General features: G+C 57.8%; 16 protein-coding genes and 1 pseudogene. 3 read left to right on the top strand and 14 right to left on the bottom strand.

The genetic code is table 11. The features are described from left to right. Window positions 1-863 (bottom strand): MBL fold metallo-hydrolase (locus tag RIN49_RS28070; RefSeq protein WP_309123412.1); only part of this gene is annotated, 863 nt, incomplete at its 3' end. Between the two features lie 23 nt (window positions 864-886). After that, window positions 887-1,855, bottom strand: coding sequence for a helix-turn-helix transcriptional regulator (locus RIN49_RS28065; protein ID WP_309123411.1), 969 nt, complete (start codon window positions 1,853-1,855; stop codon window positions 887-889). Window positions 1,856-1,937: 82 nt separating this feature from the next. On the opposite strand from RIN49_RS28065, the gene RIN49_RS28060 reads away from it, so the two are divergent. Next, window positions 1,938-2,417, top strand: coding sequence for a hypothetical protein (locus tag RIN49_RS28060; protein ID WP_309123410.1), 480 nt, complete (start codon window positions 1,938-1,940; stop codon window positions 2,415-2,417). 24 nt (window positions 2,418-2,441) lie between these two features. Continuing rightward, window positions 2,442-2,918, top strand: a complete 477-nt coding sequence (locus RIN49_RS28055) for a GyrI-like domain-containing protein (protein WP_309123409.1) — start codon at window positions 2,442-2,444, stop codon at window positions 2,916-2,918. A 138-nt stretch (window positions 2,919-3,056) separates the two neighbouring features. On the opposite strand, the gene RIN49_RS28050 is transcribed toward RIN49_RS28055, so the two are convergent. Then, window positions 3,057-6,017: an NHL domain-containing protein gene (locus RIN49_RS28050; RefSeq protein WP_309123408.1), complete on the bottom strand. Its 2,961-nt coding sequence runs from the start codon at window positions 6,015-6,017 to the stop codon at window positions 3,057-3,059. A gap of 339 nt (window positions 6,018-6,356) precedes the next feature. Further along, window positions 6,357-7,811, bottom strand: coding sequence for an ATP-binding protein (locus tag RIN49_RS28045; RefSeq protein WP_309123407.1), 1,455 nt, complete (start codon window positions 7,809-7,811; stop codon window positions 6,357-6,359). A gap of 294 nt (window positions 7,812-8,105) precedes the next feature. Here RIN49_RS28045 and RIN49_RS28040 point away from each other — a divergent pair, with 294 nt between their 5' ends. Then, a complete protein-coding gene (locus tag RIN49_RS28040; RefSeq protein WP_309123406.1) occupies window positions 8,106-9,179 on the top strand; it encodes an AIPR family protein in 1,074 nt (357 codons plus the stop codon). 151 nt (window positions 9,180-9,330) lie between these two features. On the opposite strand, the gene purD is transcribed toward RIN49_RS28040, so the two are convergent. The 10 genes and pseudogenes from purD to RIN49_RS27990 form a co-directional block, all read right to left on the bottom strand. Continuing rightward, window positions 9,331-10,593 carry a phosphoribosylamine--glycine ligase gene (purD, locus tag RIN49_RS28035; RefSeq protein WP_309123405.1) on the bottom strand — a complete coding sequence of 421 codons (1,263 nt, stop codon included), beginning with the start codon at window positions 10,591-10,593 and terminating at the stop codon, window positions 9,331-9,333. Between the two features lie 233 nt (window positions 10,594-10,826). Next, entirely contained in the window at window positions 10,827-12,365 is a 1,539-nt protein-coding gene (purH, locus tag RIN49_RS28030) for a bifunctional phosphoribosylaminoimidazolecarboxamide formyltransferase/IMP cyclohydrolase (protein ID WP_309123404.1), read from the bottom strand. Window positions 12,366-12,545: 180 nt separating this feature from the next. Next, window positions 12,546-13,172: a phosphoribosylglycinamide formyltransferase gene (gene purN, locus RIN49_RS28025; protein WP_309123403.1), complete on the bottom strand. Its 627-nt coding sequence runs from the start codon at window positions 13,170-13,172 to the stop codon at window positions 12,546-12,548. Next, the gene (gene purM / locus RIN49_RS28020; protein WP_309123402.1) at window positions 13,173-14,219 is read right to left on the bottom strand and encodes a phosphoribosylformylglycinamidine cyclo-ligase; all 1,047 of its coding nucleotides are present in this window, start codon (window positions 14,217-14,219) and stop codon (window positions 13,173-13,175) included. Between the two features lie 247 nt (window positions 14,220-14,466). Next, a complete protein-coding gene (gene purF / locus RIN49_RS28015; RefSeq protein WP_309123401.1) occupies window positions 14,467-15,939 on the bottom strand; it encodes an amidophosphoribosyltransferase in 1,473 nt (490 codons plus the stop codon). Window positions 15,940-15,965: 26 nt separating this feature from the next. Then, complete coding sequence (gene purL / locus RIN49_RS28010) at window positions 15,966-18,221, bottom strand: phosphoribosylformylglycinamidine synthase subunit PurL (RefSeq protein ID WP_309123400.1); 2,256 nt, start codon at window positions 18,219-18,221, stop codon at window positions 15,966-15,968. Beyond that, a complete protein-coding gene (gene purQ / locus RIN49_RS28005) occupies window positions 18,196-18,894 on the bottom strand; it encodes a phosphoribosylformylglycinamidine synthase subunit PurQ (RefSeq protein ID WP_309123413.1) in 699 nt (232 codons plus the stop codon). The genes purL and purQ overlap by 26 nt, the downstream gene beginning before the upstream one ends. Before the next feature lie 21 nt (window positions 18,895-18,915). Further along, window positions 18,916-19,161, bottom strand: coding sequence for a phosphoribosylformylglycinamidine synthase subunit PurS (purS, locus tag RIN49_RS28000; protein WP_309123399.1), 246 nt, complete (start codon window positions 19,159-19,161; stop codon window positions 18,916-18,918). A 29-nt stretch (window positions 19,162-19,190) separates the two neighbouring features. Beyond that, window positions 19,191-20,090: a phosphoribosylaminoimidazolesuccinocarboxamide synthase gene (locus RIN49_RS27995; protein ID WP_309123398.1), complete on the bottom strand. Its 900-nt coding sequence runs from the start codon at window positions 20,088-20,090 to the stop codon at window positions 19,191-19,193. A 15-nt stretch (window positions 20,091-20,105) separates the two neighbouring features. After that, window positions 20,106-20,348: pseudogene (locus RIN49_RS27990) on the bottom strand (adenylosuccinate lyase); the annotation flags it as partial.

Genomic DNA, 20,348 nt, shown 5'->3' with positions numbered 1-20,348 from the left:
ACCCCGGGCCATCGCGGATCATATTGGCCCCCTTCGATGCAGGTGATGTCGAAGGGGCCGTATTTTTTTCCTATTTCTTCGAAATGCGAATCGTAGCCGCCATCTCCGCTGGTATAGAAACGTGTCGTTTTCCCAAGAATGACCCACCCGCCCCATAAGGTTGTATCCCGATTCAACATTCCTCTGCCGGAGAAATGCTTCGAAGGCGTTAGAGCGACCGTTATCCCCTGGAACGTAGCTTCGTCCCACCAATTGAGCTCTGTAATGATTTCTCGCGAGACTCCCCACCGTTCGAGGTGGACGCCTACTCCATGCGGGACGAAAAAATGACCGACCTTGTGTTTCAATCGGATGACAGAGGGGTAATCCAGGTGATCATAATGGTCGTGCGTGATCAGCACCGCGTCCAACGACGGCAAGTCATCGATCATCCGCAGCAGATCGTTCCCGTATCGCTTGCTGCCCGCGAAGGTTACCGGCGAGGCGACGCGTCCTAACATCGGATCTACGAATAGTTTTTTATTATCGATACTCAAGAGGAACGCAGAGTGCCCGAACCACGTGATACTATCCTCTTCGCTTTTGATTTTATCCCAATCCGGCGGTGCAACCGGAATCGGGCCGCTCGGTCTGCGATCCCTATTTCCGGTTAAAGAATCCTTAAGCATGGAAAGAAGCCCCTTAACGCTCATGTCCATCTCCGGTGGAGTCGGATTGACGAATTTGCCGTTGGCGAAGTTGTCGAATCCGCCGTATGCCTGCTTTTGCCGCTTATTCAGGCTTCCGCCGAACGCCGGGTGCAGGGTCATGAATAACGAAACGAACAGAATGAGCACCACTACGATTAGGATTAGATAAGCCATGATTTTCCCATCCCCTGCTTCACTTAAGGAAATTTTAACTTTGCCACACGCTCTTCCAAGATCGAACGCAGTTCAACAGGAATCCGCTCGAATTCGACCCCTCCCCCCAAAAACAAAAGCCAATCCGTATAATACGCCAATGCCTCGTCATCGGACACATCCAATTGAACATGAAACATCCCGCTCGACTGAAACATCCCGGTAAGCGACAAAACAATGCCCGGCGGGTGCAAACGCTTAAAGCGCCGAATCCCGGTCGCATCCAGCTTCACAACAAGATTGGACTCCCGCAAACGAAGCCGTTTTTTGTTTAAAATCTCTTCCTCAGACCATCGCATCTTCCGCTCGGAAATGGCCGAATCCCGCAGCATCTCGACAGGCAAATAACGAAATTCATTCATATCGAAATCGTAAACCTCGGCAAGCCACTGAGCGTTCGAGTTAAAAATATGCAGCAAATACACGTCCATCAACTGCGGCCAGCCTTGACTCAGCTCATAAGTCAAGCGCAAGTGCCTATCCCGAACAGCAAGCGAAATCAGCTGATTCAATTCCGGAGGCGCCGCATCGTCGAGCTCCAGCAGATTCGGATTGGCAGGATTCGTATTTTCAAATAGCAAGATATGATTCAGCTCGATCAGCTCGTCTTGCTGCGTTTGCGACGCGATGCCGATCAGTTTTTCAGTGATGGATCGGCGATTTTGCAGATAAGGCAGTTGCGAATTTTTTGAAGCGATAAAGCTGATAAAAATCGCCTTCAGCTCATCCGGCGTGAAGCGAACAGCGGGCAAATACTGGTTTTGCATGACGTAGTAGCCGCCTCCGCGCCCAAGCTCGGTCGTCAGCGGAAAACCCATCTCCTGAATCTCATTAATGTCGCGAATCGCCGTCGCGCGGGAAATCTTGAACTCCCGCTGAATCTCGGCAATCGTAAAATGCGCGCGGTTATTAATGTAGCGCATGATTAGATTAATTCGTTCCGTTTTCTTCATGATCTATAAAGAGTATCACTTTTTGATACATTTAGCCAATAGGATCGATCTTGTAAGAGAAACCTTAAAGGAGCGAATGAAAATGACGAACTACTCCATCCAAACCATCTCGGAAAACTTCAAAATGACGGCTCTCGGTGTTACACTTGAGGATTATAGCGATTGGGCAGGGAACGCGGCGAAAACGGCGGCGAAAAAAGTTGAAATCACGGAAAACGGTACGCTTGCCGAACTTCTGGCGCTCGCGGACGGGCAACAATATCAAATCAACTACGTCCTCGGCGGCAAGCCTTTCCGGGGCTTCGGCGTGAAGGGGGAGTTCGATCTGGAAGGCGCGATCGTCCTCGATTTCCTCGCCGGCGACTACATCGTCGTGCCCGGCACGGGCGCCGACAAAGACGCTCTCGCCGATGAAATCACGGGCAACGTGTTCGGCGGGATGTTGCAGCAAATCACAGACTACAAATACGTGGGTCCAGGTAACTACACCTTCGTCAAAGCAGCTGAAAATGGCGAGTTCTACGGCGAAATGTGGCTGCGCGCCAAAAAAGCCGAAGGCTAATCTCTCGGAGCAAGGAGCGCTCGCATGGCAGATTACACGATTGAACGCAAAAAATCATTCACATTAACCGCATATGGGTTCTCCATCCGGTCGAACTTCCAAGACATGACGGCTTTGCAGAAGGAAAAAGCCGAATTTTGGGGCAAACTCAAGGCCGATGGACGTTTCGACAAGCTCAAAAACGCCGCGAAAGACGATCGTGAATGGTCGGTCAACGAGGTGTATCAAGGCAAACCGTGGAATTATTTCGCGGTAGAGGCTGGGAAATCCGTGGTTGACGCAACGCGCATCATCGAGTTTCCGGAGAGCGAGTACATCGTGGTTGCAGGAACCGGGGAGAAAGAGGCTCTATTCGATCAGCTGACATATCTTGCTTTCGGCGGCGTCTTGCCCCGAATCACGGATTATGCCTACATCGGCGGTCCGAATGCAACGTATCGGATAGATCACGGTGACGATACTTACTACGGAGAGTTTTGGGTGCCTGTGGTGAAAAGATAGTCTCATCGTTGCGAGCGCCGTTCCCATGTGGAGCGGCGCTTAAGCTTATGTCTTACGATTACAGAGCAAGCCCGTTCAACCGGAGACGGGCGCTGGCCCAGCCGAGCCGTCCGAAGGAACGGGCTTGCGGGAACCGGGTTACGGTTCCGGAATGTACTTTTCCGTGCCGTCCTGCTGCTTCTCGTAGGAATGGTCCATGGACGCTTCCTGGATATAGCCGTATGCCCAGTGGGCTTGCGCGACGTCCGGCCACTGCTGCGGCGCTCCGATCAGCGGCCCGCGGCCCAGCAGCCTGTCGAGCATCGCGACCGCCTCGGCGCGGGTCAGCGTCGAATTCGGGCGGAACGTTCCGTCTTCATACCCGTATACGATACCTGCCGCATTCGCTTGCTCGATGACGGCCTTCGCCCAGCTTCGTTCCGTATCGGTAAATCCCGCGCTTGCGCCCGTCGCTTCGGGCAGCAACGGGGCGATCGCGCTCGCCATCTCCGCCCGCGTGATCGTCTCGTCCGGCTTGAAGCTGCCGTCGGGATATCCGATCATGAGGCTCATGCCGGAGGCGCGGTCGATGTACTCCCTAGCCCAATGTCCATCCCCCACGTCCGGGAACGCTCCAGGCGCCGTATCCTCATCCCGGTCGAAAACCCTAACCAGCATCGCGGCGACTTCCGCGCGGGTGACGTTCCGGTCCGGAACGAACGTCCCGTCGGCATAACCGAATAGGAACGCTTGATGCTCCGGATGCATCCAACGGATAACGGCAAACGTACCCGTCTTGCCGGCGGAGACGGGAAAGCGGATCCCAAGCCGATCACCGCCGTCATAGGGTACGATGCTTCCTCTCGTCAGCTCCTTCGTTCCGTCGTCATACAACGCGAAGACCGCGACTCTCTTCAGCTGTTCATCGCTGAGCGGCGCACCGGTCAGCGGCAGAATCGCCTCGTATGCATCGCCGGTCGCGTTCGATCCGATCGTCGTCGGATGGCCGACGGTTTCGACCTTGCCGCCTCTCGCAGCTTCGAGTACGAGCGGATCCGTCGTGGCCAGCCTTTCGATCGATGCGCGGTCCTCTTCCCAGACCGGTTCGATGCGGAAACGAAGTCCGTCCGTGACCCCTTCGAACATGGTATCCGGAATGACGACACGCGCCTGCTTCGCGGCGATCTCCATCCGGATCTCGCCTTCGGACAGCAGATCGGCCGAAGCCTTCGGGAACGTCACCGACAACTTGACGTTACCGTCGACGTCGTCTGGGATAATCATCTTCGCGAAAACGGATTCGATCGCCCCCAGCTTGTCGATCGCCCGAGCCGCCTGCTCTTTCGTCAGTACGATTGACGCTTGCCGGCGTCCGTCGACCGCAGTCGAGCGGATGATATCGGCGTTCGATACGAGGGAATCGTCGTTACCGTCGACGACTTGAATCGTAGGCCGCGCGAAACCGGAATCGGAGTCCGACGGCGACGGCGGCGGCGAAGACGGTTCGGGAGCTCGCGGCGTCGCGCTCGCTTCGTTCGAAAATCCGCTGGCTCCTGCGGCGTTGTGCGCCCTCACCGCGAAATAATACGTCGTATCGTTGACAAGCCCCGTCGCCGTATAGGTCGCTCCCGTCACCGTGGTCAGCGGCAAGGGGTCGTACGCACCGGATGCAGTGCCGATATAAAGACTGTAATAGACGGCTGACGTGACGCTGTCCCAAGCCAACGACGCTTGGCCGTTTCCGGGAGAAGCCCGGAGATTAGCGGGAGCATCGGGATTCTCGCTCCACTGGGCGTAGACGGTCACATCTCCGCTTACGACGGTCGTCGCGTCGAAGACGGTTCCGCCTCCGTTCGTCTGCGTGTTCCATCCCGCGAACGCAAAGCCGGAACGGGTCGGCGGAGCGGGAAGGGCATCCACCGTTTCGCCGTCCCTCACGTTCAAGGTGGCGGGGGTTGCCTCCGTATCCCCGCCGTTCTTGTCGAATGTGACCGTGTGGGTAACCGCTTCAAGCTTTTTGATCTTGTGGTTGCCGTAGTCCGAAACATATAGATTCCCGTCATCGTCCATATCGATCCCGAGGGGGACTTTCAGCTGCGCCGACGTCGCCGGCCCGCCGTCGCCGCTGTCCCCGGCGACGCCGGTCCCGGCAATCGTCGTGATGATGCCGGTCGGACTGATTTTCCGAACGGTATTACTGTTGCTCGCCACGACATACACCGTTCCGTCGTCGTCTACGGTAATTCCGGTCGGAAAAGCCAACCCGGCCGCCGTCGCCGGTCCGCCGTCGCCGGAATCGAAGTTGCCCCCCGTGCCGGCCACCGTACTGATCTTCCCGGACGTATCCACTTTTCGCACCCGATTGTTATTTCGGTCTGCGATATACATATTCCCGCTGCCGTCGAAGTCGATGGCATAAGGCGTATTCAATTGCGCCGATGCCGCCGGCCCGCCGTCTCCCGAGTAACCGGCGATTCCATTCCCGGCTACCGTGGTGATGATCCCGTTCTCTGTATCCACCTTCCGAATGACATTATTGAAGAGATCCGCAATATAAAGATTATCTTCGTGATCCACGGCTACATCCACCGGACGGTTTAGCAAGGCCGAAGTCGCAAGGCCGCCGTCGCCGGCATAGCCCAGTTGACCCGTGCTCGAACCGGCCACCGTTGTGATGGTGCCGTTCTTATCCACTTTGCGTACGCGCTCAAAGCCGATTTCCGTGATATACATATTCCCTTCGCTGTCGAAGGCCACGGACGTGGGGAATCGCAACGTAGCCGAAGTCGCCGGGCCGCCGTCTCCCGAAGGGACGAAAATACTCGCCTCGACTCCGGTGCCGACGACCGTCGTGATGTTGCCGGCCGTATCCACCTTCCGGATCACATGATTGAGGTAAATCGGAATATACAGATTGCCATCGCCGTCTACGGCAACATGGTAAGCCGTGTTGATTTGGGCGGAAGTCGCCGGGCCTCCGTCTCCTGTGTTGCCTAAAACTCCGGTCCCTGCGACCGTGTCGATCGTAAAGTTATCCGCCGCATAAGCGCGGCTCTCCCAGTCGTCCGGTAGCAGGGGAACCCATCCGATCGCCAACATCACCGCCAGCGCGACAAGCATCAACTTAGCTGCTCGTCCCTTCCTTGTTTGCTTTCTGGCTCTTCTCATCATTGTCCTCCGATCTTGGTTCGTATCCCAATAAATGTAAGTTCAATAACCATTCCATTATACGGAATCTGAATGAATTGAACATGATGCTTTCGAGGGATTGTTACCTAAAAAACTAGGACTGACCGCACTATTAAATGTTTCCGTCAGCCTAAATCCGTACTGGACGAGAGTGTTTTCGGACCATCCGCCGCGGAGTCGCAAATGTGTTCGTGATATAAATGAGGGGATGATCGGCTACCATCTAACGCACTGTAACCATTGTCGCAAGACGACAAAAAAACGCCGCTCTCATCGGAGCGACGCTTCCCGAAATCTCGACTTCTCGGCATGACCAAGCAAATACAGGAAGGCGAAGGCCGGAATTCTCATAATTGGCGCATGTTCCAGCATCCCGTAATCCTCGGCATTCTTGGTAATCAGCAGCGAAGCCGACGATCCGTTTTCCTTCCGGGACCATTCGACGATCGCTTCCGACTCCTTAATCTTCGGATTTTCGCGGTACTTGATTTCAAGGAGGATCTTCGACGTCGGCATCATCACGACAATGTCGATCTCCTTCTGCGAAGCCGAATCCCGGAAATACCCCACCTTCGGATTGAAATTGTAATAGAACGTGTGAATATGTTTGTAGACCGCTGATTCCACAATCATCCCCATTTGCTCAGGGTCATGCAGCACCTCTTCGCCCTGCAGCAGTACGGCATTCCGAATCGCCGCGTCGGCGAGATACACCTTCGGCTTCGCCTTCAGCGCCTTTTTCCCCGTCATGTCCATCGGATACCCCATATAGATGAGATTCGCAAGCTCCAGGAAGTTCAAGTATTTCAGCACCGTCGGCCGCGTAATGTCCATGTGGTTCGAGATCGTTGCCGCCTCGATGATATTCCCCGTCGTCATGCAGAGGTACAGAAAGATTCGCTCCAGCTCGTCGATATGCCGAACATTGAACAACGCCACCATGTCCCGCTTCAGCACCTTATCCACGACATCCTCGCGAATAATCCGCTGGGCATACGACACATCGTCCGACAACGCAATCTCCGGAAACCCTCCAATTAGAAGATACCGGTGAAAATGTCTCTCCAACGGCTGCAGCTTGCCCATTAGATCGTTCAGATCCCTTGCGCTCAGCTCGCTTAGAGCGGTTGGTTTGATCTTGTCGGGCAGAGTCGCGACCTCGATCCCGCGCAGTTCAAGATACTCATAGAACGAAAGCGTGGGAATCCGAATCTGCACCCAACGACCGACGCCGCTCTCCGGCATCTTGTCGCTTAGTGCCGGACTTGCCGAACCTGTGGCCATAACCCGGTAGCTCGGTTGATGATCGTAGATCGTCTTCAACCAGCTGTTCCAGTCCTGCGCATATTGAATCTCATCCAAGAACAGATAGATGTTCTCGTCGATGGCTACATTGTTAATGAAAATCTTGAGAATGCGGTCGATCTCCGAAATCTTCAGCATCGGGTGGTCGAACGACACGTATAGGATGTTCTTTGCAGGAACCTGTCTCTCCAACGCATCGTGGATCGTCTGATACATTATGGTCGATTTCCCGACGCGTCTCGGCCCGGTTAAGATGACGTGCCGCCGAATCGTAGGATGCTCGAAGCTCTGCTTCGCATCATAGTATGCGAACCGCTTCACGGGCTTGGCGAAATCATCAGGTACCATTCCGGTCTCCCACCACTTGTTGTATCCCCGCAGCACTTGAAGGACGCTTGCATCCGTTATGAGATCCCTCATGTTCCTAAACACCTCCCGTTTTGTGTTTATTATAAAGAATAACCCCGAAAAGTGAAAGTATACTTTCATTTTCTGGGGTTATTCCATTTATCTGATTTACGAAGGACTTATATGTTTAAGCAGTTTGTAACTTCCCTTTGATTCTAATTAGGGAACTGTCCGTAGCCTCGAATTACAATTGAGGCGAATTCCAGGCAGTCGCTCAAAACACTTGGTATTTCAATGCTTCTGATAGGTGTTCCAATATACTTGCCATTGCTTATGATACGGATCACAGTAACGGGTAAACAGCGAGTGATTACGATTGATTATCAAGCAGAACAAGGCGGATATATAGCATCTACAACACTATATGAGTATTATAAATTCCTCTCTGATTCAGATGGAACACTACGGAAATATTTATTTGAGTCAAATGTAAGGGATTACCAAAACAATACTGATGTGAATTTAGAGATTGGAGAGACAGTTACTGGGAAACCAGAGTTTGATTTCTGGTGGCTTAATAATGGTGTAACAATTATTGCTGAAAAAGGTACTTTGGCTGGAAAGACACTCCATCTAGATAACATTCAAATCGTCAATGGTCTACAAACTTCATACACTATTTTTAATGCACTGTCCAAAGGGTTGTTTGAAGAAGATAAAAGGTCACTCCTTCTTAAAATTGTAATAACAGGGAAGAAAGAAACATCTGATGCGATAATCAAGTCAACTAACTCTCAAAATTATGTTCCTCCCTCAACACTACGAGCAACTGATAGAGTGCAGAGGAATATTGAGGAATACTTACTTTCAAAAGGATTTTACTACGATAGAAGGAAAAACTTTTACAAGAATCAGGGGAAGCCAAGGAACAAAATTATATCAATAAAGTACTTATCTCAATGCTTAACCGCTCTTGTACAAAAAAATCCATCGAAAGCAAGATCCAATCCGACTACCCTTACGAAAAATGAAAAAGACTACAGACGTCTTTTTCCTGTAACCAGACAACCAGAAATCTATTTGAAGAGCATTGAGATTATGAAACATGTTGAACGGGCACTAAGAAGCATGGTTACAACGACTACACAAGAAGAACTGATTGCCACTAACTACCCTTTCCATGTAGGAAGAATCCTGATTTCAGTGTTGCTTAATAAAGCAGACTATAATGATCGCGACTTTGCAGGAATTGATACTAACAATGTCGATGAAGAAAAAATTAAAATTGCTTTTTCAATTTTAAAACTAGTCCTCTCTGAATATCAAAAGTCAACCTCGAAACAAGAGTTAATAAACATAGCAAAGAATATAGCTTTTAGTGACCATATGACTGAAGCTTTAGAAAAATATATACCAGAGCCAATTCCTACAAAAACTTAAGCGTAGTTATTCAACTACCAAGCTACTCCCACTGAAATAGTGGAAGCAGCTGGTTTTCGTATGAATTTGTGTCACTTGTAATACGGTTCACCGAAACAAAATCAAAGACAAGCGCCTCCCCAAGTGGGAACGACGCTCATCCTGTAATAATTTACAACGCCTTCTTGCCGATGTCCGTCCGGTACTGCTTGCCCTCGTAGCGGATGCGGTCGACGTCGGTGTACGCCTTGCGGCGGGCTTCGTCGATCGTCGCGCCCGTGGCGGTGACGCCGAGTAGGCGGCCGCCGTTCGTGACGATGCTGCCGTCCGCGCCAAGCGCCGTGCCCGCGTGGAACACGGTCGACTCCGTCACCGCGTCCAAGCCTTCGATCACATCGCCCTTCTTATACGAGCCTGGGTAGCCGCCGGCCGCGAGCACGACGCATACCGCGGAGTCATCGCTCCACTTCGGCTGCACCTCGGCGAGGCGGCCTTCGACCGTCGCGAGGAACAAGTCGAGCAAATCCGACTCGAGGCGGGACAACACGACTTGCGTCTCCGGATCGCCGAAACGGCAGTTGAACTCGATCGTCTTCGGCTTGCCCTCGGGCGTAATCATGAGCCCCGCGAACAGCACACCGCGGAACGTCCGACCTTCCGCGACCATCGCGCGGGCCGTCGGTTCGATGATCGTGCGCACCGCTTCGTCGTACACCGACTTCGGTAGATGCGGCACCGGCGAATACGTCCCCATGCCGCCCGTGTTCGGGCCCTTGTCGTTGTCGAAGATCGGCTTATGGTCCTGCGCTTCCGGCATCGGGCGAACGGTCTCGCCGTCGACGAAGCTCAGAATGCTCATTTCTTGTCCGAAAAGGCACTCCTCAATCACGACCTTATCCCCCGCCTGGCCGAACGCCTTGTCGAGCATGATCGTGCGGAGCGCCTCTTCGGCTTCCGGAAGCGTCTGCGCGACGGTGACGCCTTTGCCCGCCGCAAGCCCGTCGGCCTTGATGACGATCGGCGCACCCTGCGCGCGTACATATGCGAGCGCGTCGTCGAACGACGTGAACGTCTCGTACGCCGCCGTCGGGATGTTGTATTTCTTCATGAGGTCCTTCGTGAACGACTTAGACCCTTCGATGATCGCCGCCGCCTTGCTCGGACCGAACACCTTGATGCCCGCCGCCTCGAATGCGTCCGCGATGCCTTCGAACAGCGGGTCCTCCGGTCCGATGACCGCGAGGTCGATCGCGTTCGCCTTCGCCCACGCCGTCAGCTTGTCGAACTCGCCTTCGTTGATGGAGACGAGCTCCGCTACGCCCGCGATGCCGGCATTGCCCGGCGCGCAGTACAGCTTGCTCACCTTGGGGCTCTGGCTCAGCTTCCAGCAGATCGTATGCTCGCGGCCGCCTCGGCCTACTACGAGAATGTTCATGCGCGTGTCGTCCTCCTTGTTCAGGGAGGCGACGAGCATCGGTGCAGCGATGGACATAACTGCAAAAGTACATCAATCGCCCCGAAAATCCGCCCAATTCGGCCCTTTACCTGCAAAAGCGCAGCTAATTCGGCCCGCGGGTGCCATTTTCCGAACTAATAAGTGTACTTCCGCAGTTACTCCCCGCTCCGACGCCGCCGCCACCGGTAATTACTGCACAATTGCAGTTATGCTTAGTGCTTGAAGTGGCGTACGCCCGTGAACACCATCGCGATGCCGGCCGCGTTCGCCGCCGCGATCGACTCCTCGTCCTTGATCGAGCCGCCCGGCTGGATGATCGCCTTCACGCCGTACTTCGCCGCGAGCTCGACCGTGTCGCCCATCGGGAAGAACGCGTCGGACGCGAGCGCCGCACCTTGCGCCTTCTCGCCCGCTTGCTCAAGCGCAATTCGCGCGGAGCCGACGCGGTTCATCTGACCGGCGCCGATGCCGATCGTCATGTTGTCGTTCGCCAGCGCAATCGCGTTGGACTTCACGTGCTTGACGACCTTCCACGCGAAAAGCAGCTGCTTCAGCTCTTCGTCAGTCGGCGCGCGCTCCGTGACGACCTTCAGGTCCGCCGCGGTGATTTGCTTCGTGTCCGTCTCTTGGAACAACATGCCGCCCTCGACAGACGTGACCACGTACTTGTCCTCCGTCGGCACGAACGGGAGCTTGAGCAGACGGATGTTTTTCTTCTTCATGAGAATCTCGAGCGCTTCCGGCGCGTAATCCGGCGCGATGACGATCTCGAGGAAGATTTCGTTTAGCTTCGCCGCAGTCGCCGCGTCCACCGGACGGTTCAGCGCCACGATGCCGCCGAAAATCGATGTCGGGTCGGCTTCATAAGCCTTCGTATATGCGTTGAAAATGTCAGAGCCGATCCCCACGCCGCACGGGTTCATATGCTTGACCGCGACGGCGGCCGGTTCATCCGTGAACTCGCGAAGGATCTGCAACGCCGCGTTCGCGTCGTTGATGTTGTTGTAGCTCAGCTCCTTGCCGTGCAGCTGCTGCGCGTTCGCCAGGCTGCCCGCGCCCGCGAGCGGCTTCTTGTAGAAGGCGGCCGCTTGATGCGGGTTTTCGCCGTAGCGGAGGTCTTGCACCTTTTCGTAAGTAACGGTCACTCGCTCCGGCAGCGTCTCCCCGAGCTTCGTCGTCAGGTAGTCGCCGATGAGCGCGTCGTAGGCGGAGGTGTGGCGGAACGTCTTGGCAGCCAGCTTCTTCCGGGTGTCGAGCGTCGTGTCGCCGCTCGCCTTCAGCTCCTCGAGCACCTGCGGGTAATCCGTCGCGTCGACGACGACCGTCACGAACGCGTGGTTTTTCGCGGCGCTGCGCAGCATGGACGGGCCGCCGATGTCGATGTTTTCGATGGCGTCTTCGTAACTTACGTTCGGCTTCGAGATCGTCGCCTGGAACGGGTACAGGTTGACCGCCACGAGATCGATGTAGCCGAGGTTCAGCTCCTTCATTTGCTGCTGATGCTCCTCGCTGTCGCGTACGGAGAGAAGTCCGCTGTGGACCGCCGGGTGCAGCGTCTTCACGCGTCCGTCGAGAATTTCCGGGAAGCCCGTTACGTCGCTGATGCCGGTGACCGGAATGCCTTTGCTCTCGAACAGCGTCTTGGTCCCCCCGGTGCTGATGATTTCGAAGCCGAGCTTTACAAGCTCCGCCGCGAACGCGTCGATGCCGGTCTTGTCCGATACGCTGATGAGCGCTCTTCTGTTCGCCACAATAGTACCTCCTAGGAAAATGTATGGTTCCCCCGCTGCCTTCACGGGGTTTATCTTTCGCGGCGCGAATGATTCGCCCCGTTGATGATTCGCATCGTACCGCCGCCGTGGGTGTTCTGAGCTAAGGAAATCAGGTCGGAAAGAAGCTCGGAGAGACATCCCCGCTCCCGGCAGGAACACTTACAATCCTAACCCGCCTTCAACCGTGACGCGGCGGCCGTCGAGATGCACGCGATCCTCCGCGAAGGCGCGCACGACGGCCGGGTACAGTCGGTGCTCGACTTCCTGCACGCGCGGGAACAACGTCTCCGCCGTGTCGCTGGCTTGCACCGGGATCGCTTCCTGCGCGATGATCGCCCCGCTGTCCATGCCGCCGTCGACGAAATGCACCGTCACGCCAGCCACCTTAGCGCCGTACTCCAGCGCCTGCTCGACCGCATGCAGCCCCGGGAAGGCGGGCAGCAAGGAAGGATGAATGTTAAGAATCCGATTCGGGTAGGCGTCGAGCAAGGTGGCGGTGATCAACCGCATGTAGCCCGCCAGCACGACGAAGTCGATGCCGCGCGACCGCAGCTCGCGCACGACGTCCGCCTCGTACGCTTCGCGCGAGGGATATGACTTCGGGCGCACCGCGTAGACGGGCACGCCGAGACGCTCCGCGCGCCCGATCGCCGCGGCGCCGGGCTTGTCGCAGACGAGCAGCGACACTTCATAAGGAGAAGCGGCGTCCCCGGCGACCGCCGAGACCACCGCTTCGAAGTTCGAGCCGGAGCCCGAAGCGAAGACGGCTACGTGCTTGCGCGCCATTTACGCTTCGGTCCCTTCGAACGTGACTACGCCCGTGCCTTCGGTGACGACCCCGATTTCGTACGGCGTCTCCCCCGCCTCGCGCAGTGCGTTCAGCGCTGCGTCGCGCTCGTCCGCCGGCACGACGATCACGTAGCCGATGCCCATATTGAACGTGCGGTAGCAGTCGTCATGCGTCAAAGCGCCCTCGGCGCGGAGCAAGCCGAAGATCGGCGGCATCGGCCAAGAGCCGAGTCGGATGTGCGCATTGACGTTCGACGGCAGCACGCGCGGGATATTTTCGATGAAGCCGCCGCCCGTGATATGAGCCATGCCGCGGACCGCGACCTTCTCGATCAGCGCAAGCACCGGCTTCACGTAGATGCGCGTCGGCGCCAACAGCGCTTCGCCGAGCGTCACGCCGTCGCCGAGCGCCGGAACGACGTCGCCGACGCCGTACTTACCGCTGTCGAGCAGCAGTCTGCGCACGAGGGAGAATCCGTTGCTGTGCACGCCGCTCGACGCGAGTCCGATGATCGCGTCGCCCGGCCGAATGCCGCTGCCGTCGATCATCTTGGACTTCTCGACGACGCCGACGGTGAAGCCCGCGATGTCGTATTCGCCGTCTTGATACATGCTCGGCATCTCGGCCGTCTCGCCGCCGATCAAGGCGCAGCCCGCTTGAACGCAGCCTTCGGCCACGCCGGCGACGATTTGCTCGACCTTGCCCGGCTCCAGCACGCCGACGGCTAAGTAGTCGAGGAAGAACAACGGCTCCGCGCCTTGCACGACGATGTCGTTGACGCACATCGCCACGGCGTCGATGCCGACCGTATCGTGTTTGTCCGCCGCGAACGCGACCTTCAGCTTCGTGCCCACGCCGTCCGTACCCGAGACGAGGATCGGCTCCTTATACTTCTCGCGATCCATCGCGAACAGTCCGCCGAACCCGCCGAGACCTCCGATCACCTCGGGGCGCGTCGTACGAGCCACGTGGCGCTTCATCCGCTCTACCGCTTCGTTGCCGGCGGCGATGTTCACGCCGGCTTGCTTATACGCTTCTGACACGAGCCAAGTCACCTCACATAAGGTTGTACTGCCGGATAAGGAACATGAATGTTCTCTATTTCTCCGTATAGCAGCGAATAATGCCAAATAGAGAACATCAATGTTCGCTATTCATACGAAATCACGTAATCATCGATGAGATTGAGCCGAATAAGGAACATTCCTGTCCGCTATTCGCCTCTTTACGGCCGCAGCGGACAAAATAGGGAACATTGCTGTTCCCTATTTGCGCCGTAGATGCCGGTAATCAGCATTTCGCGACGGTCGCCTTCTCCGCTTCTTCCTCCGACAGCGTCGGGTAGCAGTTGTCGAAGCACGCCATGCAGAAGCCGGCGTCCGACGGAGCGCCCGAAGCGCCGATCGACTCCGTCAAGCCTTCCTTGCTCAGGAAGTACAGCGAGTCGGCGTTGATCAGCTGCCGAATCTCCTCCACCGACTTCGAGGAGGCGATCAGCTCGCCCCGCGTCGGCGTGTCGATGCCGTAGAAGCAAGGGTTCGCGAAAGGCGGCGACGTAATCCGCACATGCACCTCGACGGCGCCCGCCTCCCGGAGCAAGTTCACGATGCGCCGCGACGTCGTGCCGCGCACGATCGAGTCGTCGATCATGACGACGCGCTTGCCTTCGACGACCTTGCGCACCGCGGACAGCTTCATCTTCACGCCTTGCTCGCGCAGCTCCTGCGACGGTTGGATGAACGTCCGACCGGTGTAGCGGTTCTTGATCAAGCCGAGCTCGTACGGGATGCCCGTCTGCTCCGCGAAGCCGATCGCCGCGGAGATCGACGAGTCCGGCACGCCGGTGACGACGTCGGCGTCGACGAACGAATCCATGGCGAGCCGCTTCCCCATTTTCTTGCGCGCCGTGTGAATGTTCACCTCGTCGACGTCGCTGTCCGGGCGGGCGAAGTAGATGTACTCCATCGAGCACACGGCCCGCTTCGGCGCCGCTTCGGCGAACCGATCCTCGCGCACGCCTTCGGCGTCGAACACGAGCAGCTCGCCCGGGCGCACGTCCCGCACGTACTCCGCGCCGACCGCGTCGAACGCGCACGTCTCCGACGCGAACAGCCACGCGTCGCCGAGCCGCCCGAGCACGAACGGGCGCAAGCCGTGCTGGTCGCGCGCCGCGACCATCTTGTCGTTCGTGATGAACACGAACGCGAACGCGCCGTTCAGCCGCCGCAGCGACTCCTTCACCGCTTCCTCGATCGACGGCGCCTTGGAGCGCGCGATGAGATGCGCGACGACCTCCGTATCGCTCGTCGTCTGGAAGATCGAGCCGGCTTCCTCGAGCTCGCGCCGGATGTCCGGCGCGTTCACGATGTTGCCGTTGGTCGCGATCGCGAGATCGCCGTCGCGCCACTTGAACACGAGCGGCTGCGCGTTCGCGAGCTTGCTCTCGCCGGCCGTCGAGTACCGAACGTGGCCGATGCCGACCTTGCCCGGCAGCGATTCGAGACGAGGCTGGTCGAACACTTCCTTGACCAACCCCATGCCGCGATGGTAGTGGAACTCGCGACGATGCACCGTACAGATGCCGCCGCTCTCCTGGCCGCGGTGCTGCAGCGCGTGCAGCCCGTAGTAGCAGAGCGACGAAGCGTCCGGATGGTTCCATACGCCGAACACGCCGCATTCCTCGCGAAGCTTATCGAAAAACTCGCGGTCGTCGGCGCCCTCGTTGAAGTAGTCGCCCGTCCACAGCTGCAGGGTAGAATCCATATGCGGTTTCCGAGACGCTGACGACATTACTTCATCAGACACGGGATCGCGTCCTTCCATGTAATTTCCAAAGTCGACACGTCGACGTCGAGCACCGCGGATCCGTTCACCATCACGTTCAGCTTCGTTCCGCCGACCGTCCCGATCCGCGTCGCGCGCACGCCTTCTTCCACGAGGTGCATCTGCAGCGCGTCCGCTTGTTCCGGACGGCACGAGAGCAGCAGACGCGATTGCGATTCGCTGAACAGCGCCACGTCGTTCCGCAGTCCGCTGATCTTCCAGTCCACGTTCGCGCCGATGCCGCCGCTGATGCAGCTCTCGGCCAACGCGACGGCGAGGCCGCCTTCGGACAAGTCGTGCGCGGAGGAGACCAAGCCGCCTTGAATCGCGGACAAGACCGCCTTCTGCAGCTGCTTCTCCACCTGCAGGTCGATGACCGGAGGACGGCCTTCCGTCACGCCGTGCACGACCAGTTGGAATTCGCTGCCGCCGAGCTCCGCGTACGTCTCGCCGAGCAGGAAGATGACGTCGCCTTCGCTCTTGAACGCCTGCGTCGTTACATGCTCGACGTCGTGCACGAGACCGACCATGCCGATGACCGGCGTCGGGTAGATGGCGCCGCGCGCGTTTTCGTTATACAACGACACGTTGCCGCCGATGACCGGCGTATCCAACACGCGGCAAGCTTCGGACATGCCGTCCGTCGCCTTCTCGAGCTGCCAGAAAATTTCCGGCTTATCCGGAGAACCGAAGTTCAGGTTATCCGTCAACGCCAACGGCTCGCCGCCCGAGCAGACGACGTTGCGCGCCGCTTCCGCGACGGCGATGCGTCCGCCGACTTCCGGGTCGAGATAGACGTACCGGCCGTTGCAGTCCGTCGTCATGGCGAGACCCTTGCGCGTCCCGTCCACGCGAACGACCGCCGCGTCCGAGCCCGGCCGCACGACCGTCGCCGTACGCACCATATGGTCGTACTGCCCGTACACCCATTCCTTCGACGCGACCGTCGGCGACGCAAGCACCTTGAGCAGCGCGCCTTCGATATCCGTCACCTCTTCATACCGCAGCGTATCGACGGAAGCATTCGCTTCATAATAAGCAGGGACCGCCGATGGCTTGTGGTACATCGGGCAATCGTCGACGAGCGCCGTGACCGGCATGTCGCCGACGACCTCGCCGCGATGAATCAACGTCAATCGTCCCGTGTCCGTCACCTTGCCGACGATTTCGCAGAACAAGCCCCAGCGGTGGAACACTTCCTTGACCGCGGCTTCCTTGTCCGGCGTCGTGACGAACAGCATGCGCTCCTGCGATTCGGAGAGCATCATCTCGTACGCCGTCATGCCCGGCTCGCGCTGCGGCACCTTATCTAACCACAGCTCCATGCCGTTGCCCGCCTTCGACGCCATCTCCGCGGACGAGCACGTCAATCCCGCCGCGCCCATATCTTGAATGCCGAGCACGAGCCCGCGGTCGATCACCTCGAGGCAAGCTTCCATGACGAGCTTCTCCATGAACGGATCGCCGACCTGTACCGCCGGGCGCTTCGCCTCGGACTCCGCCGTCAGCTCCTCCGACGCGAACGTCGCGCCGTGGATGCCGTCGCGGCCGGTCGCCGGACCGACGTAGAATACCGGGTTGCCGATGCCCTGGGCGACGCCGCGTTGAATGTCGTCGTGGTCGATGAGGCCCACGCACATCGCGTTGACGAGTGGGTTGCCTTCGTACGACTCGTCGAACATGATCTCGCCGCCGACCGTCGGAATGCCGATGCAGTTGCCGTAGCCGGCGATGCCGGACACGACGTGCTCGAACAAGTACTTCACGCGTTCGTTCTCGAGCCGGCCGAAGCGAAGGGAATTCATCAACGCAACCGGACGAGCCCCCATCGAGAAAATGTCCCGAATAATTCCGCCCACGCCCGTCGCCGCGCCCTGGTAAGGCTCGATGGCGGACGGATGATTATGCGATTCGATCTTGAACACGACGGCTTGCTTGTCGCCGATGTCCACGATGCCCGCGCCTTCGCCGGGGCCCATTAATACGCGCGGTCCGGTGACCGGGAACTTTTTCAAAACGACCTTCGAATTCTTATAAGAGCAATGCTCCGACCACATGACGCTGAACACGCCGACTTCGGTGTAGTTCGGAAGACGTCCGCCGAGATGGCCGATGACCTTTTCGTATTCGACGTCCGTCATGCCCATCTGCTTATATAATTGCTGATCGCGAATTTGCTCCGCGGTCGGCTCCAAGTTAACGGCCTGCTGTTGCTGCGCCATGTGCGGTTCCCCTCCATGCTGTAAGGATTGACGTGAACATCCGCTTGCCGTCCTCCGAGCCGAGCAGCTTGTCGACCGCGCGCTCCGGATGCGGCATCATGCCGAGCACGTTGCCGCGCTCGTTCGTAATGCCCGCGATGCCTTGGACCGAACCGTTCGGGTTTTCTCCGCTGTAGCGGAACACGACTTGCCGATTCGCCTCGAGGCGCGCGAGCGTCTCGTCGTCGCAGTAGTAGTTGCCTTCGCCGTGCGCGATCGGGATCTGGATCTTCTCGCCCGCCGCGTAGTCGCGCGTGAACGCCGTGTCGTTGTTCGCGACGTCTAACGTCGTCGGCGCGCACTTGAACTTCAGCGAGTTATTACGGCGCATCGCGCCAGGGAGCAGACCGGATTCGAGCAAAATCTGGAAGCCGTTGCAGATGCCGAGCACGTACTTGCCGGCTTCCGCCGCCTTGCGCACTTCCTCCATGACCGGCGAGAACCGGGCGATCGCGCCCGACCGCAAGTAGTCGCCGTACGAGAAACCGCCCGGCACGAGGATCAAGTCGAACTTCGACAAGTCCGTCGCTTGGTGCCACACGTATTCGACCGGTTGCTTGATCGTATGCTCGACAGCCTTATAGCAGTCGATATCGCAGTTCGAGCCCGGGAAGACGAGCACCGCTACGTTCATTGCGTCCATAGCCGACATGCTTTACTCCCCTTTCAGTTCGAAGCGGTAGTCCTCGATGACCGTGTTCGCGAGCAGCTTCTCGCACATCGTGCGCACGCGTTCTTCGGCGACCTTCGCGTCGTTCGTATCGAGATTCAGCTCCATGTACTTGCCGATGCGCACTTCGCCGACTTCGTCGAAGCCCATCGAATGCAGCGCGCCTTGCACCGCCTTGCCTTGCGGGTCGAGCACGTTTTCCTTCACCGTTACGAATACCGTCGCTTTCATGGCTCTCGTCCAGCCTCCTCTAGAAAATGTTATCGCGTTACGCCGGTAATCCGGCGATAAATTTCTCTGTACCGCTTCGTCGTTTCGGCGACGACGTCGTCCGGCAGCGGGCCCGGCACGCTTTCCTTGTCCCAATCGGAGTTCGCGAGGTACGTGCGCACCGGCTCCTTGTCCATCGAGTCGATCTCGATGTCGAGCGCGTAATTTTCCTCCGCCCAGAAGCGCGAGGAATCCGGCGTGAACAGTTCGTCGATCAGAATGAGCTCGCCGTCCAGCAGGCCGAACTCGAACTTGCAGTCCGCTAAGAGGATGCCTCGTTCCTTCAGCCGGCCGTGCGCGTACTCGTACAGCCGGAGGCTGACGTCGCGCAGCTTCTCGGCGAGCTCGGTGCCGACCTGCCGCTGCATCTCCTCGAAGGAGATATCTTCATCGTGGCCGACGTCGTTTTTCGCCGCCGGCGTGAAGATCGGCTGCGGCAGCCGCGCGTTCTTGCGCGTGCCCGGCTCGAGCGGAATGCCGTTCACGGCTCCCGTCTTCTGGAACTGCCGCCAGCCGCCGCCGGTGAGGTAGCCGCGCACGACGCATTCGATGTCGATGCGGCGGGCCTTCTTCGTTACCATGACGCGGTCTCTCAATACTTCTTTATCGGTCGCGTAACCGCCGAGCTTGTCGACGTCCGCATGGACGAGGTGGTTGGCGACGATCCCCTTCGTCTCCTCGAACCAATGCACGCTCATGCGGTTCAGCACGTTGCCTTTATCCGGCACGGCCGGGGTTAAGATGTAGTCGAAGGCGGAGATGCGGTCGGTCACGACGATGAGGAAATGCTCCCCAAGATCGTACAGCTCGCGTACCTTCCCTTTATATACGAGCGGCGCCTGCACGTACGGAACCGCGGTGGAGATCGCTTCGGGCAGCTGGTTGGTCACGGTCGTCGCGCCCCCTTAGATCAGCTCGAGCCGACGGAAGATCGTGTCGACGTGCTTCAGATGCCAGCTCGGGTTAAATGCGTCGGCGATTTCGTCCGGGCTGAGCGCGGCCGTGATTTCCGGCGTGTTCTCGATAATGTCGCGGAACTGGCGCTGCGTCTCCCACGCCTGCATCGCGCGCGGCTGCACCGTGTCGTACGCCTGCTCGCGGCTCCAGCCCTTGTCGATCAGCTTCGTCATGACGCGGCCGGAGAACGG

The sequence above is a fragment of the Paenibacillus sp. genome (assembly GCF_031177825.1).
Taxonomy (GTDB): domain Bacteria; phylum Bacillota; class Bacilli; order Paenibacillales; family YIM-B00363; genus Paenibacillus_AE.
The sequence above is the reverse complement of the archived record's forward strand: the minus strand, read 5'-3'. Positions and strand labels throughout refer to the sequence as shown.